17 protein-coding genes are annotated in these 14,919 nt (G+C 52.4%); 13 read left to right on the forward strand and 4 right to left on the reverse strand.

Features of this window, described 5'->3' with window-relative positions; genetic code table 11:
- Positions 1 to 43: 43 nt before the first annotated feature.
- Genes C2U53_RS17780 through C2U53_RS17800 form a run of 5 tightly spaced genes read left to right on the forward strand, consistent with a single transcriptional unit; the run spans position 44 to position 4,058 of the window.
- Entirely contained in the window at positions 44 to 277 is a 234-nt protein-coding gene (locus C2U53_RS17780; protein WP_104446185.1) for a DUF2732 family protein, read from the forward strand.
- A complete protein-coding gene (locus C2U53_RS17785) occupies positions 268 to 864 on the forward strand; it encodes a 3'-5' exonuclease (protein ID WP_104446186.1) in 597 nt (198 codons plus the stop codon). Before C2U53_RS17780 ends, C2U53_RS17785 begins: the two co-directional genes overlap by 10 nt.
- Entirely contained in the window at positions 861 to 1,190 is a 330-nt protein-coding gene (locus tag C2U53_RS17790; RefSeq protein WP_104446187.1) for a DUF3850 domain-containing protein, read from the forward strand. Before C2U53_RS17785 ends, C2U53_RS17790 begins: the two co-directional genes overlap by 4 nt.
- Positions 1,180 to 2,040, forward strand: coding sequence for a Dam family site-specific DNA-(adenine-N6)-methyltransferase (locus C2U53_RS17795; RefSeq protein ID WP_104446188.1), 861 nt, complete (start codon positions 1,180 to 1,182; stop codon positions 2,038 to 2,040). The genes C2U53_RS17790 and C2U53_RS17795 overlap by 11 nt, the downstream gene beginning before the upstream one ends.
- The gene (locus tag C2U53_RS17800; protein ID WP_104446189.1) at positions 2,037 to 4,058 is read left to right on the forward strand and encodes a replication endonuclease; all 2,022 of its coding nucleotides are present in this window, start codon (positions 2,037 to 2,039) and stop codon (positions 4,056 to 4,058) included. Before C2U53_RS17795 ends, C2U53_RS17800 begins: the two co-directional genes overlap by 4 nt.
- 119 nt (positions 4,059 to 4,177) lie before the next feature.
- Here C2U53_RS17800 and C2U53_RS17805 read toward each other — a convergent pair whose 3' ends face one another.
- From C2U53_RS17805 to C2U53_RS17825, 4 genes are all read right to left on the reverse strand, one after another.
- A complete protein-coding gene (locus tag C2U53_RS17805) occupies positions 4,178 to 5,398 on the reverse strand; it encodes an ISL3-like element ISKox3 family transposase (RefSeq protein ID WP_000343760.1) in 1,221 nt (406 codons plus the stop codon).
- A gap of 283 nt (positions 5,399 to 5,681) precedes the next feature.
- Positions 5,682 to 6,005, reverse strand: a complete 324-nt coding sequence (locus C2U53_RS17815) for an ogr/Delta-like zinc finger family protein (RefSeq protein WP_032084290.1) — start codon at positions 6,003 to 6,005, stop codon at positions 5,682 to 5,684.
- A complete protein-coding gene (locus C2U53_RS17820) occupies positions 6,002 to 7,063 on the reverse strand; it encodes a phage portal protein (protein WP_104446191.1) in 1,062 nt (353 codons plus the stop codon). Before C2U53_RS17820 ends, C2U53_RS17815 begins: the two co-directional genes overlap by 4 nt.
- Positions 7,060 to 8,835, reverse strand: a complete 1,776-nt coding sequence (locus C2U53_RS17825) for a terminase large subunit domain-containing protein (protein WP_104446192.1) — start codon at positions 8,833 to 8,835, stop codon at positions 7,060 to 7,062. The genes C2U53_RS17820 and C2U53_RS17825 overlap by 4 nt, the downstream gene beginning before the upstream one ends.
- A 160-nt stretch (positions 8,836 to 8,995) precedes the next feature.
- On the opposite strand from C2U53_RS17825, the gene C2U53_RS17830 reads away from it, so the two are divergent.
- The 8 genes from C2U53_RS17830 (at position 8,996) to C2U53_RS17865 (ending at position 14,917) form a co-directional block, all read left to right on the forward strand.
- Positions 8,996 to 9,799: a GPO family capsid scaffolding protein gene (locus C2U53_RS17830; RefSeq protein ID WP_104446193.1), complete on the forward strand. Its 804-nt coding sequence runs from the start codon at positions 8,996 to 8,998 to the stop codon at positions 9,797 to 9,799.
- A gap of 61 nt (positions 9,800 to 9,860) precedes the next feature.
- Positions 9,861 to 10,883: a phage major capsid protein, P2 family gene (locus C2U53_RS17835; RefSeq protein WP_104446194.1), complete on the forward strand. Its 1,023-nt coding sequence runs from the start codon at positions 9,861 to 9,863 to the stop codon at positions 10,881 to 10,883.
- A 1-nt stretch (position 10,884) separates the two neighbouring features.
- On the forward strand, positions 10,885 to 11,586 hold the full coding sequence (gene gpM, locus C2U53_RS17840; protein WP_104446195.1) for a phage terminase small subunit: 702 nt from the start codon (positions 10,885 to 10,887) through the stop codon (positions 11,584 to 11,586).
- Positions 11,587 to 11,681: 95 nt separating this feature from the next.
- Positions 11,682 to 12,134, forward strand: a complete 453-nt coding sequence (locus C2U53_RS17845) for a head completion/stabilization protein (protein WP_104446897.1) — start codon at positions 11,682 to 11,684, stop codon at positions 12,132 to 12,134.
- Positions 12,131 to 12,637 carry a phage tail protein gene (locus C2U53_RS17850; protein ID WP_047657760.1) on the forward strand — a complete coding sequence of 169 codons (507 nt, stop codon included), beginning with the start codon at positions 12,131 to 12,133 and terminating at the stop codon, positions 12,635 to 12,637. The genes C2U53_RS17845 and C2U53_RS17850 overlap by 4 nt, the downstream gene beginning before the upstream one ends.
- On the forward strand, positions 12,634 to 13,341 hold the full coding sequence (locus tag C2U53_RS17855; RefSeq protein ID WP_104446196.1) for a hypothetical protein: 708 nt from the start codon (positions 12,634 to 12,636) through the stop codon (positions 13,339 to 13,341). The genes C2U53_RS17850 and C2U53_RS17855 overlap by 4 nt, the downstream gene beginning before the upstream one ends.
- The gene (locus C2U53_RS17860; protein ID WP_104446197.1) at positions 13,338 to 14,465 is read left to right on the forward strand and encodes a DUF2586 domain-containing protein; all 1,128 of its coding nucleotides are present in this window, start codon (positions 13,338 to 13,340) and stop codon (positions 14,463 to 14,465) included. Before C2U53_RS17855 ends, C2U53_RS17860 begins: the two co-directional genes overlap by 4 nt.
- Entirely contained in the window at positions 14,462 to 14,917 is a 456-nt protein-coding gene (locus C2U53_RS17865; protein ID WP_104446198.1) for a phage protein, read from the forward strand. Before C2U53_RS17860 ends, C2U53_RS17865 begins: the two co-directional genes overlap by 4 nt.
- Positions 14,918 to 14,919 lie beyond the last annotated feature (2 nt).

Genomic DNA, 14,919 nt, shown 5'->3' on the forward strand with positions numbered 1-14,919 from the left:
CGTTTCAAGTGGCCGGGGATTCTTTTGCCTTAAGGAAACCAAAATGCACATGACACGTCAGGATTTACCTACAACAAAATCAGGCACCGACCTGCTGGCCATGCTCACCAAAGCCACGCAGGAAGGTAAAGCCGCAGCTGCTGATCTGTGTTCCACCCGTCTGGATAAGCTGGCCACCCATGCAGCCAATGAAGGTTTAAGCGCAACGGAAATCGTTGAGTTAATCCGCGAAGAAGCTGCGGCGATTTGCAGCAAAGGAGGTGCGGCATGGAATTGAAAACTAAGCAATTGCAGTCTTCTATCAGCCTGCGAGCACAACGGTGGCTTGACGATGAACGCCTATTTATTGATACCGAAACCACCGGGTTGGGTGATGATGCGGAAATCGTTGAAGTCTGCATCATAGATAAAAATGGTTTCATTATGCTGAATACGCTAATTAAACCGACTAAGCCTATTCCCGATGAGGCTATAGCAATTCATGGCATTACAAATGAAATGGTTGCCCATGCACCAGCTTGGAAAGATGTACACGGTGCAGTAGCTGACCTTTTCTTTAATTATGGATTCGTTATTTATAATGCTGATTATGATACTCGCCTGATACGTCAAACAGCGGAATTAAATGGATTAGGGACGGACGGACTCTCTTCGTTTATGGATGAGTATTCCCTGTGCGCCATGAAATTATATGCAGAGTATCGTGGCGAGCCGGGAAAATATCACGGTTATAAGTGGCATAAGTTAGTTGATGCCGCTGCGCATGAAGGGGTTGTGGTCGAAGGGCAGGCACACCGTGCTTTAGCTGATTGTAAGATGACCGTTGGCATCGTTAAGGCTTTAGCGCAAGGCGGTGCAAAATGACAATCAAAGTCCACACAATAAAAATTGCACCTAAACATTTTGATGCCGTTATTGCTGGTCAGAAAAAAGCAGAACTGCGCAGAAATGATCGTAACTATAAGGTAGGTGATGTTCTTTCATTGAAGGAATGGAAGCACGGCAAATACACCGGTAGAGAATGGTCAGCGGTGATTACTCATGTTCTGCCAGTAAATGAGGTTGTTGCTGGCTTTGAAAGCTGGGTTGTTTTGTCCATTAATTCAATGTCTCTTTTTGACGTTGCTGTTTACATCTACAAAAACGGTGGTTTGTTTCAACTGCTGGCGGGGGCTAAACATGGCCGTTAAAACTCCGCTTAAATGGGTGGGCAGCAAAGCCCGCCTTATGCCTAAGCTGCGTCCGCACCTTCCTGAAGGTAAGCGCCTGGTTGAACCGTTCGCAGGTTCCTGCGCCGTCATGATGAATACGGATTATGACGAGTATCTGATCGCAGATGTGAATCCTGATCTGGTTAATCTTTATAAGGCGATGGCGTATCACACTGATGCGCTGTTGAATGAGCTGGAGATCCTGTTTACTGCCGGTTCGTTAGGTGATGAAGAAAGCCGTGCCGTTTTCTATTACGCCGTGCGTGATGCTTTCAATCTTTCTGGTGGTAAGGCTGGTTCTGAATCTGTTGAAAATGCTGCGCGTTTCCTGTACCTGAATCGCCACTGCTTCAATGGCCTGTGCCGGTATAACCGCCGAGGACAGTTCAACGTCCCGTTCGGTAAGTACAAAAAGCCTTATTTCCCCGCTGATGAAATCCGCGCCTTTGCTGAAAAAGCGAAACGCGCAACGTTCATTACTGCCCACTATTCAGAAACACTCGATTTGGTTCGGGACGGGAATGACGTTGTTTACTGTGATCCGCCTTATCTGACTGAAAGCGACAATTTCACCGCTTACCATGAGCGCGGTTTTACGCATATGGATCAGGGGAGGCTGGCGCGTAAGTTGCGCCGTCTGGCCAGAAAAGGTGTGCCGGTTGTGGCCTCTAACGCCGATCTGGAAATGGTTCATTACCTGTACGCCGGATTTGAAGCCGTTCGCGTTAATGCCCCGCGAAGTATTGGTGCCGCAGCTACATGCCAAAAGACGGCCGCTGAGTTGATTCTGAAGTCTCCGCTTGATTCCATTGTGGTGGCTTGTGCATGACGCTGGCAATAAACGAACAATGCTATGCCGTTGATGCCTGGAGGCGGGAAACATTCGCGCCAGGCACTCCGGCAGACGCGACAATCACAGAACGCCGCCTGTGGGCTGTAAACCCGCAGGATTATGAATGGCGATCCCGGTACCTGCATGAGATACCCGACTGGTTAGCCGGGTATTTTGGCCGTCGTTACGAAAAGCTTTTTTCTGGCCGTGACGGGCGTCGCCGTGCCAATACATTCCTGCGCAAAACAATCGGTGAGAATGTATTGCCACGTCTGCGCAAAGTGGCTGCGCGTTACTCGCTGGCCGCTGATGCTGCTGATCTTCCTTTTGGTAAGTCGCTGGAACGCTTGCCGTCACTAGACCGTCCTGATCTTAAAAAACTGGCTGGCCAGGTATCTGGCTGGATTTCCCAGTCACTTTATGACTTCACCGAACAGTTTGATTCCGGCACTGACGACGCCAGAGAGCTGCACCGCCGCACCCTGGAATCATACCGCCATCTTTGTGCCTGTTGCCTGATGCTGAATAACCAGCCGCCGTACTGGGCTGAACATGAGGCCAATGAAGGTCAACTGGAAATGCGTAAGGCGGAATCCGGGATACTGCGCATGATGGCGCCGGAATGGTGGTACCTGCGTCTTAAACGTGCGCGTGATACGCAGCGCGAGCACATGGCCATTGCGGTGGGACAGGTGCAAAAAGCGGCCAGCGCTTATGTATCCCGCAAAACACTGGGCGAATGGATAGACCAGAAAAAGCGGAATCTGGAGTTCTTTAAAAAGTTTGATCTGCTGAATGATGAGGGGCTGCGCATTGCACTGGACAGCATGGTGCACCGCAGCGTTGCAAATCCGGCGATCCGTCGATGTGAACTAATGGTAAGAATGCGAGGGTTCGAAGATATGGCCAATGAAGAAGGGCTGGCCGGTGAGTTTTACACTATCACCGCGCCATCACGTTTCCATGCGGTTCACAGCAAAGGGGGCTTTGTATCGCAATGGGATGGAAGTACACCGCAGGATACCCAGCGCTATTTATGCGGCGTATGGGCAAAAGCACGCGCAGCGATCTCGCGTGCGGGTATTCATGTATTTGGGTTTCGGGTTGTTGAGCCTCACCATGACGGGACACCGCACTGGCATATGTTGCTTTTTATGCGTCCGCAGGACGTGGACACGGTGCGCGATATTCTTTGCTATCACGCCAGAATTACCGATTCTGAAGAACTGCAATCTGAAAAGGCGCTGAAGGCACGTTTTCATGTTGAAGCTATCGATCCCGCCAAAGGTTCGGCCACGGGCTACATCGCGAAATACATTTCAAAAAATATTGATGGTTTTGCGCTTGATGGTGAGCAGGACGAAGAAACCGGCGAAAACCTGCGTGATATGGCTAAGTCCGTTTCCGCGTGGGCTTCACGCTGGCGTATTCGCCAGTTTCAGCAGATTGGTGGTGCGCCGGTAACCGTCTGGCGTGAGCTGCGTCGGTTGCGGGATCAGGTACTGACAGATCGCAGAATGGATGCGGTTCTGGCCGCTGCTGATGTCGGGGACTGGGCTGCATATACCCAGGCGCAGGGAGGGGCACTGGTTGCCCGCCGTGATCTGGTTGTTCGTCTGGCCTATGAAATTACGGAACAGGGCAACGAATACGCGGAGGACGTGCAGCGCGTACAGGGTGTTTATTCTCCTTTGGTTCCTGATTCAGAAGTTTGCACCCGTCTGGTTAAGTGGCAAAAGGTTGCGAAGTTGGCCGAAGCGCCAGCGGAGGCGGGTTTTTCTGGCGGCAACGCCGCCCCTTGGAGTTCTGTCAATAACTGTACGGAGGGGGGAACCCGCAGACGGTTAAAACTGGAATTACGCAGTCGGGGTTTTGAGGGTTCCGATGAAGAAATAGCCATTCTCCTGCGGGGTAGTGGTTTGATATTTGGTCAGGGGGCACTGATTTACCGCAATGGGCGGTTGAAGGAAACACGAAACGAACCATTGCAGGAGCTTTGGCCGGGGTGGTTATAGGTGTGCATGTGTGTGTAACACATTCATTTGTCAGTAGATGGCAGGAAATTAAATTTCACAATTCGTGCTTTAAGGTGTACTGTATGTATATGGGTCTTCCCCGATCATGGTGGGAAGGCTCAGAACGCCATATTCAGCTTTCCGTAGTGGAACATCACCCCCAGTTTAAAGCGCTCCCGGTTTCGGTATCCCCTGGCTTTTATCCTCAGCAGCCTGATCTTGCTGTTAAGTGCCTCCGCATTTCCGTTTGAGACACTGTGTCGCATCGCATTCAGGATCCCGTACAGCCTTTTTCCTATCGTTTTCGCGGCATTTTTCATCATGGGAACGTCACTGTTAGCCGCCAGCGCCAACCATCTCTGCCAGTCACTCCGTCTTTCCTCGCTCCATGGCCTGTTCCAGATATCCTTTGCCAGCTCTTTCAGCGCCCAGCACTGGCTCGTCAGCTTCATCTGTGCACGCAGCCACATCAGCTTTTCCTGCCGGGATTCGGTCATCCACTTATCGCTGTACTGCCACAGGAAGCGGGTTCCTTTTGCCTGGTGTCGGCTTTCAACAGGGAGGTGCGGATGTTCATTCTGACGGGTTTTATCAACTACCTCGCCCAGTTGCTTCGCCACATGGAAGCGGTCAAAGGCGATTTTCTCAACCGCACTGGGTAAGTGGATACGCGCTGCTCTTATATAGCCCGCGTTCATGTCCATTGAGAGCGTTTTGATAGCCAGCAACTGCCCATCAGTGAGCGTGCGAAGATAGCCGGCAAGACTCTCTGTGCCGCGATCATCCGTTAAGGCCAGCGCCCGACCATCGCGATCGGAGATCACCGTTATGTAACGATGTCCTTTTTTAAAGGCGACCTCATCCACATTCATATGACGGGCGGATAATGGCTTTTTTATCCGGGCAAGACCTCGCTTAACTGCCCGGGTCATAATGCCGTCAACCGCATTCCAACTGAGCTTAAGTTGCTTCCTGACAGCATCAACGGTGCTGATTTTCAGCCATGAGAGAACGAACGATTCGAATAGCAACGTATACCGGCTTCCGGGGCCAGCCCACGGAACAGGCAACGTCAGGCAGCCATGCTCCGGACACATAATTCGTGGAACATCGGCTTCAACAATAGTGGTGAACTGGCAGGTATCAAGATGGCGCCATTTACGATGACGGTGATCGTGAACAGAACAGGATTTACCGCAGGTCGGACAGGCTAGCCGGGTGTTTTCAGCGATCTCAATAGTGACAGTAACAGAACCGGCATTTTCATCGAGAGAAAGGGACTTTACCTGCCACGGATCGGACAGGTTGAGAATATGAGCGTAGAGGGACTTTTCGTCCATGGCGGTGACCTCTGGCGATTAAATACACCATTATCATGCCTTCAGCCACCACAACAAGGGAAGACCCATGTATATCCAGTTATTTATTGCTTGTGGGGGCTAAATGGATCTTTTGGAGGCGTCGGCACAGCTGGAACGCATTGAGTTATTGGCCAAAATTGCCCATGTTTACGAAAGTAACCAGAGAGAAAAAACAATCGCTTTGGCCTGGATTGGAGAGCTTGCGGGAGAGGTTCGCGAAATGGTTAAAAAGGAAGGGCAACGCCCCCGGAATGGGGGCATTTCAGGCGGCGGGAGTCGCTTTCAGTAGGTCTAATGCCATCTGGCGCTGATCGGGTGAAAGTGCATTCAGTATTTTTTGCACCATCGCATCACCCGTTTTAGCGCTGGGGCTGAGAGTGTGGGAGAACGTCAGATTCATAACAAACGTGTGGCCACACTCAACATCTGAACAGGCGCAGTAAATATCCGCAATCTGCCGGTGCTTCCTGTTCGTTTTACGAATAACAGCCTTTGAGCCGCATTCCGGGCATTCGATTTTCAGAACTCGCATATTCCATGCTCCAGCTGTTAAATGATGCCTGGATTTTAGCCTGTTTCGCCTCATGCCGCACCCTTATCCGTTGATTCTGTGTAACTTAAATCAAAGTTAAGGTGCAGCCTTTCCGGGATTTCGGGATCGTTGTTAACTGCCAGCATAAAACGGCGCTGGATAGGCGCAATTTCGCTTTTCTTGTAAATGCGTTCGGCCTTTTCAACATCCCCCAGTCCGGCAGTATTCTGCGGGACAATACCCGCGAGGCCAGCGGGAAAACGATGCGCGTTCAGAATGTCCTGGGCGCTGATGTTCTTGATGTTGGCAAATTCGTCCTTTGCGGAAATATCCCCCATTTCAATGAATTTGATGGCATCGCCGTCTCCACCGGGAATGTTTACAAGGATGGTGGAGAAGTTACCGATCCCTTTGCTGTCACGCAGCTGCTGTTCAATTTCTTCCTCCATTTCATCCGTCATGCTGGGATCGCGGGTATACAGAATACCGCCAGTGTGCGCACCGTTGTGGTAATAGCGGCGTCGGAAAATAACCGCTTCACTGTTAAGTAACGCGGAATGCACACCGCCGATGTAGTCCGGCAGTCCGTAGATATGCTGTTGCGGGTCATACATTTTGATGAAGATAATATCTTCTTCTGGCCATACCTGCGGTTCCCCTTCCTGTAACACCACGTAGTCACCGGGCTTATCCAGCGCGTTATCTCTGACTTTGCGGCGGCGAATATACAGACCGGGCAAGGGTTCAAGTGCGATAACGTCGCCCCAGCCGTTACGGATTTTGGCAATCGCAATATCCCCGAACGTTATATAGTCGAACGCTGCTGCTTCCAGCTGGTCGTGAATGAGTCCGCCCCCCTGGTAATCGGAAACAATCATGTTCTTACGGGCGTGGATAATGCCGCCGTGCTGACCGTTCAGATTGATCAGCTGTGCCAGCGCCAGCCGGTCAATTGGCTGGGTGTAGTGATCGGCGGCATTGTCATACCAGATGTCGCGGTAATCGGTGCCGGTAGTCAGTACCGGTTCGGGTTTACCGAACGTGATAATGCTCATTTTTTTAGATTTGTCGCCGCGCTGGTCGCGCTTAACAAAGCGTTTCTTTTTACTCATGCTGCCTCTTTCCTTACACCCCAGCGGGATTTCGGTTTGTTTTCATAGTTAAGGGGTTCGTTATGCAGGGCGTGGGTGATAGCCCAGAATGCTTCCGCATGGCCGGTGTCCTGGCTGCGGTCTGCGACAAACGTCATGGCGTTGCCGCTCTGCGTCGTGGTGCGGCGCACAGACATAAAGCTGGCCGGGATCTCTTTCAGGTTTTTATCCCATTCGATACGCTGGCTTTCCACCACATCCACCGCTTTCAATACCAGCTGATTTTTGGTGTTAAGGTCGTAACGGATAGGAACGGCCACGCGCAGGGCAAAATGCTGAATATTGTCAAAAACACCCTGGCCAATGCCGGTAACGTCCACGCCCAGATAAGTGAAGTTGTATTTTTTAAACAGCTGCTCGATCTGCTTTGCCTGGTACCGGAAATTCATTCCTTTCCAGTAAATCACCTTCAGAACGCGGAACTTCTCCACGGCAAACATCGGCGGCGCCACAATCACGAAACAGGACAAATCCCCGCTGCGGGCCGGGTCAAATCCGCCCCATACAGGCCTGTCTCCGAATGGCCGAGCGGCGTCGGGGTTATGATCCTGCCAGGTGTCGATTTCAATGCCGCAGGCTTCCAGGTCGGAAAAGCTGAAAACGGAATCTTTGCTGTCAACGAACACGCACATATAGAGCATGTTAAAAGTGGCGTCGTTGTAGCGGTTGCGAAGTTTCTCGATGTTCGCCAGGTTGAAACCGCCCGCAATGGCATCTTCCATTGTAATGACATAGCGCCACTGGCCATCCGGACAAAGCCGCCCGCCGTCGCGCATTTCGTCAAAAGACGGAAACTTAATGGCCGCACGTTTTTTACTGCCCTGTTTCCACTCATCGCCAGTCCAGAACGGGTACGCCTGGTGCGTTTTTGCCGATGGCGTTGAAAAGTAGGTGGTGCGCCACTTGTCGTGTGTGGCCATTGCGCTGGCCACTTCGTTAAGTTTTGCAAAGTTTGGCACCCAGAAATATTCGTCACAGTACAGGTGGCCACTGTAGGACTGGGCGGTGTTTTTGTTGGTGGAGAGAAAACGCAGTTCTGCGCCGTTGCTTAAACGGATCGGGTTGCCGGTCAGCGTAATGCCGAAATACTGCTCTGCAATATTCACGATGTAAGACCGGAACACTTCAGCCTGTGCCTTTGACGCTGACAGAAAGATTTGCGGATCGCCGGTCATCACCGCGTTTTCAAATGCTTCAAACGCAAAATACCAGGTCGCACCGATCTGGCGGCTTTTCAGGATGTTCCTGACAAGCTGGCCAATGTTATTGCGCAGGTGCTTCTGATATTCAAAAAGATGTTCATCAGCCCATGCGTCAAAGTCCTCCTGCGTCAGCGAGGAGATATCGTTTTTCTTGTATTTCCGTTTGCTGCGCGGTTCGTCGTCATTGTTGTCCCGCGCAGCTGCTTGCCCGGAACTCTGACCGCTGGCCATTTTCTCTTTGTGCTTATTACTCTGCGCACGTAGTTTTGTGGCGTGAGCAATGAGCATGTCCATTTCTTTCAGGTCGAGATCGGTTTTATTATCGCGGCTGGCCAGTAGCTGGTAACGGCGTTCAATCGCTTCCTCTGTGCTTTCAAAACTGAGCAAATCCGCCCAGCTGTATTTCTCCGCCCAGTAGTAAACGATCCGCGCGTTCGGCAGATTTAATTCGGATGCAATTTCTTTTGGCGTATAGCGGCGCAGATAAAGTGCGCGGACAACGCCTTTTAATTCTTCAGAGTATTTAGCCATGCGGATAATTATGCCGTGGCTGTGATGAAAAAACGGTGGTGTTAATTCGTGTCTGTTCGGTAAAGCGTTATAACCGAACTGAACAGAATAAAGCGTAATGCAGTGGCGGTTTTATTTGGCAATAATTGATTTGCAGCGTCAGGAAGTGGAACGGGGGGATATGTCACATTTAAAAACTGACTGGCTGTGTGTTGCTACTGAAGGGGATACCGTTGACGGGCGGGTAATTAAACGGCAGTGGATTATAGATATGGGGGAAACCTATGATTATAACCATTACGTTGCATTAATCTGGCCAGAGCATGAGGGCGATTGCGGGAATTTTGGCGAAGTTCTGGAAGCCACCTGGAATGATGGTGAAGATGGACTGGCGCGGTTATATGTCAGCCTGTGTCCGAATATGCGTCTGATTTTCGCAAATCATGAAGATCAGCTTTTGTTCTTCTCCATTGAGCCGGAAGAAAACTGGCGCGGTAGCGGGCGTACTTACCTGAAGGGGCTGGCGGTAACAGACACGCCAGCCAGTGTTGGCACTACACGGCTGCGCTTTAGTAGTCGGCGCAAAAAATTATCTAAGCAGGGTTATTACAGCTGTGTAATTTCCCATGATGGAAAAATTAAACAGGAAGAAAGAATGAAGAACTGGCAGAAACTGTTTGGTATTAAGCCAAAGTTTGAAGATGAAACGACGCAGGATAATCCTGCTCAGGATGACGATAAATTACAGGCGTTGGCCAATGTGGTTAACGACCTGGAAGCGCGTGTGGCGAAAATTGAAAGTCAACTGAATGATGTTAAGGGTGATGTAGACACTATTGCCGAAGTGGTGGACACGCAGGAATTTGCGACAATTCGCGATAATGCAAAAGAAATCGTCACCCGCTTTAACGATCTGGGTAATAAAAATAGCCGTACACCGGGGCGCAAGATTTCAGAAAAAGCCGGGAAATTTAATTTTCTGTAATCCGCTTTATCGCTGATTAGTTCAGAACAATTTTTATATCGCTTAATCGCGAGGGAGTTTTATGCACCTAAATAACCGTGCGCGGGATTTACTGGATAAATATTCGGCGGGGATGGCGCAGCAGTTTGGCGCGCGTGACACCAGTCGTTATTTTTCCTTGAATGACCCGCAAGAAAATGCGCTGCGTCTCGCGCTGCTGGAGTCCGTCGAGTTCCTGAACATGATCACTTGTCTGGATGTTGACCAGCTGAGTGGCCAGGTGATCTCTGTCGGTTCGTCCGTGCTGCATACCGGCCGCAGCGAAAATGGCCGTTTTATTCGCCAGGTCGGCGTAGACGGTAATGATTACTCACTGGTCGAAACAGACAGCTGTGCTGCGTTGCGCTGGGATCTGCTTTCTGTCTGGGCAAACGCCGGTAAGGACGAAAACGAGTTTTACAACCTGGTGCAGGCATTCACCACGCAGGCGTTTGCGCTGGACATGTTGCGCATTGGTTTCAACGGTAAGAGCCGTGCGAAAACCACCGATCCGGTAGCAAATCCGAACGGCGAGGACGTGAACGTCGGCTGGCATGAGCGCATGAAAACGCTGCTGGGTGGTAATCAGATTATGACGGATGCCGTGGTACTCGATGAGGCCGGGGATTACAAATCGCTGGATGCAATGGCGTCCGATCTGATTAATGCCAAAATCCCGGCGCAGTTCCGCAATGACCCGCGTCTGGTTGTCCTGGTCGGCGCCGATCTGGTTGCTGCTGAACAGTACCGACTGTATCAGGCTGCTGATCGTCCGACTGAAAAAATCGCGGCGCAGATGCTGGGAAGCACCATTGCTGGCCGTCCGGCCATTATCCCGCCGTTTATGCCGGGTAAACGCATGGTCGTGACGCCGCTTACTAACCTGCATATCTACACACAGCGTAATACCCGTATGCGTAAGGCGGAGTTTGTTGAAGATCGTAAGCAGTTCGAAAACAAATACCTGCGCAATGAGGGTTACGCAGTGGAGGTGCCGGAGCTGTATGCGGCCATTGATGAATCCGCAGTGACGATCGGCAAAGTCTCCGAGCCGGTGGAGGGCTGATATGGCACTTTCCCCCGCGCAGCGTCACAGCCAGCGCATTGCGATGGAACAAAAGCTGAAACGCAGCCAGGCACTGGACACCACGGAAAGTATGCACCTGCTGATCAGGGCGCTGGAAACGGATGTGGAATATGTGCGCAATCTGCCGCTTATCGCAGATCGCGTCGAGTATAAACGCGATGTGCTGTTACCGCGCTGGGTTCCTACTGTGGAAGCTTATCTGGAGAGTGGCCAGGTATATGCAAATCCCGTGTTTGCCTGGTGCGTTATCTGGCTGTTTGACGTGGGCGATCTGGATACGGCGCTGGACTGGGCTGACATTGCAATCAGCCAGCAGCAGGCGACGCCGGATCGGTTACGCAGCAATTTCCCCACGTTCGTGGCGGATACGATGCTGGCATGGGCGCAGGAAACCGCAGGGCGCGGGGAAAGTATTGAGCCGTATTTTTCCCGCACGTTTGAGCGGGTGGCAAACACCTGGCGACTGCATGAGCAGGTGACGGCTAAATGGTTCAAGTTTGCCGGACTGGAACTGCTGCGCAGTGACGATGGCCAGAAAACGGCGGCGGGCGTGGATGACATTGAAACGCTGGAAAACGCCGATCAACTGCTGTCCATCGCAGAAAAACACTACTCAAAAATTGGCGTCAGAACGGCGCGGCAGACGATTGCCGCCCGTATCCGAAAACTGACGCAGGGGTAACGACTACCGACAGCCAGGCGGACGCGGTGGAGGGCAGAACACCTTGTGTGTAATGCGCCGTGGAAACCGGTCAGTCCGCCTTTTTCGGGGGATTTATGTTTAGCGGAAAGCCGCTGGATTATCAGAATGAACCGCTGACCAATAATGGGTTTTGGCCAGATTTGAATCTGAAGGATTTTCAGGCGCAGCGGTCACTACCGCCAGATATTGACGCGGACACCATCAGTCAGGCGCTGCTTGCGGCAGTGGCGGAGGTCAATGCGGAACTGGAAAACGTGGAGGCCAGCTGGAAAGCGAAGGGCTACACGCTGGCGGCAGAAGTTGCGGGCGTAACAATGGGCGGACTGAACAGCTTGTGCGCCCAGTATATGAAGGCCGTTTTTGCCAGGGCGAAAGCGGATCTGCTGGGAGAGTTCGCCACAATCGGGCGGCGGGATACCCATCCGGGACAGGAAAGCATGGAAACCCGCGCCGGGTTACTGGCTGAGGCGTCGGTGGTTATCCGCCGTATGAAAGGGCTGAAGCGGGCAACGGTGAAAAAAGTATGAGCCAGACGCAGATCCAGAGCCTGACCGCATTTTTTAAAGAGAACGTCCCGCCCCGCGCGATGAAGTCATTTGACAGTGTGCTGGATGAAATGAAGTTCATCCCCGCGGCGAAAGATTACGGGCTGGGACAATATCGCCAGGCGGTGATCCGTTATGACGCGGTTCTGAGCTGGGAGCGTTTCCCGTACCGCCTGTGTCCGCCGCAGTTGCTTATGTCCTTACTGGCGGCGTGGCTGGATGATGCTGACAGGGAACTACTGGATGAAGTGGGGCTGAGTGAAGCCGAGCCGGACTGGGATGTGTCGGTGGAGGATGAGGAAGTGGCCACTGTGGTGCTGACTGTTCCGATGGTGGAGGAACTGGTGATCAGGCAGGACGAAAACGGTGCTATTCCGTGGCGGGGTGAGCGCTGGTCACTGGTTGAGCCTGAAATCTGGACGGCACTGACCGCCAGTATTTACAGCGTGGATGAGGCCGGGGCGCCAGTGGGGGATAGCGAATGATTGCCGGTGGCGAGCTGAATAAAAAACAGCTGGCCGAATTGCGCAAGGCACTGGCCAGCATGGAGCTGCCGCCGAGAAAACGACAGCGTCTGATCTGGCGTCTGGCCAAATATGGCGTGATTGCTGCGGCAAAACGGCATGTGCGCAATCAGGAATCCCCGGATGGCCAGAAGTGGCCGGGACGTAAGACAAAACGCAAAGGGAAGATGCTGCGCAACCTGCCAAAGCTGCTGCATATCCGTGAAATGCCAGAAATTCAGGCTGTGCGGATCTATTTACAGGGCGGCGGATACCGGAACGGGGAAACGCCGGTACCAGCCGGAACGGTGGGTTACGCGCAACAAAACGGAATGCGTGTAAAGGTCAGCCGCAGTAATCAGCCACGGAAGGCAGAGGCCGGGAAAATGGCGACGCCTGCCCAGGCCAAAAAATTACGGGCGCTGGGGTACCGGGTGAAAACTGGTAAGCGATGGAAAAAGCCCACACTGGGCGAGATCACCAAAACAATGCCGTACAGCCGGGCGGGGCTGCTGATTCGGAAACTCAGCGGTAAAGCCGTGAAAACCAACTGGACAGTGGATCTTCCTGCCCGTGTGTTTTTGGGCATGAATGATGATGAATTTGACAAGGCGCTGGCGCGTCAGCTTCAGGCTATCGGCTTTGGCTGGGACGTTAAAGCGCAGGATATTAAGGGGAAAGCATGACCTGGCCAATTGTGACCGTAAACCAGGTAAATCAGCTGCTGGGTGAAACCAATGAGGTGGAACGCACACTGCTGTTTATCGGTTCGGGTACCAAAAATGTGGGGAAAACGCTGGCTGTGAATGCCCAGAGTGATTTTGATTCGCTGCTGGGCGAGGAAGCCAGCCCGCTGAAAAATGATGTTCTGGCTGCGCTGGCGAACGCTGGCCAGAACTGGTGGGGGTTCATTCATGTCCTGCCAGCTGATGCGGAGGCAGATGCCTGGGTGAAAGCGGTTCTGGCCGCGCAGGTGGTGTGCTCTGTGGAAGGCGTGGTGCTGTCTGACGATGTGACCGCTAAAGCGCAGGTAAATCAGGCTGTGACGTTACGATCCACCCTGATTTCAAAGTATGGCCGCTGGGTGTGGTTCATTCTGGCCGCCCAGGGAATGCAGGAAGAAGAAGCCCAGGCGGATTATCTGGTACGCATGGCCACCCTTCAGGATGGCATTGCAGAAAAGGCGGTGCAGCTGGTTCCCCGCCTGTGGGGAAATGAACCGGGCGTGCTGGCTGGTCGCCTGTGTAGCCGTGCGGTAACCATTGCTGACAGTCCGGCGCGGGTTAAAACCGGTGCTCTGATGAATCTGGGCAGTGATGAAATGCCGGTTGATGGTGCCGGAGAAGTGTTGGAACTGGCCACACTTCAGGCGCTTGAAGCACAGCGTTTCAGTGTGCCGATGTGGTACCCGGATTATGACGGTTTTTACTGGGCAGATGGCCGCACGCTGGATGTTGAGGGCGGCGATTATCAGTCGATTGAAACCCTGCGCGTTGCGGATAAAGCTGCCCGCCGTGTTCGTCTGCTGGCTATCAGCAAAATCGCGGATCGCTCGCTGAACAGCACGCCGGGGAGTATCGCTGCACATCAGACACTGTTTGCCCGTCCACTGCGTGAAATGTCCACTGCGGCCAGCATTAACGGTGTGTCATTTCCGGGTGAGGTGAAGCCGCCGCAGGATGGTGATGTGACCATTGTCTGGAAGAACAAAAAGGCGGTGGATATTTACATTGTGGTGCGTACCTGGGAAGTGCCGCTGCAAATCACCATTAGTCTGTTACTGGATGCCAGTCTGGAGGCAACAGCATGACCAAACGTATTTCGGGTATGTCGTTTGACACCTATATGGACGGAGACCTGATCCATATCGAGAAAATCACGCTCGATATTACGGATAACAGCGCTGCCGCCCAGACGCGTGGCGTCCCTGACGGGTATGTGGATGGCGATGTTGCCGCCGAGGGGGAAATTGAAGTCAGTTCAAAAACACTTCAGGTGCTGACAGCCAAAGCCCGTTCCGCGGGTTCATGGCGTGGGCTTCCCCCACTTGATTTTCTTTTCTATGCCAAAGCCAGTAGCGAAGAAATGAAGGTGGAGACGTTCGGCAATAAATTGCAGGTCAGCAACCTGCTGGATATTGATCCGAAAGGTGGCGGTGTGACCACGCACAAAATCAAATATTTCGTGACCAGTCCGAAATTCGTCAACATCAACGGTGTGCCGTATCTGGAAGCGGAAGCCACAGAAAACCTGATCGGATAAGG

It is taken from the genome of Citrobacter sp. CFNIH10, from assembly GCF_002934585.1.
In the GTDB taxonomy this organism is placed as follows: domain Bacteria; phylum Pseudomonadota; class Gammaproteobacteria; order Enterobacterales; family Enterobacteriaceae; genus Citrobacter_A; species Citrobacter_A amalonaticus.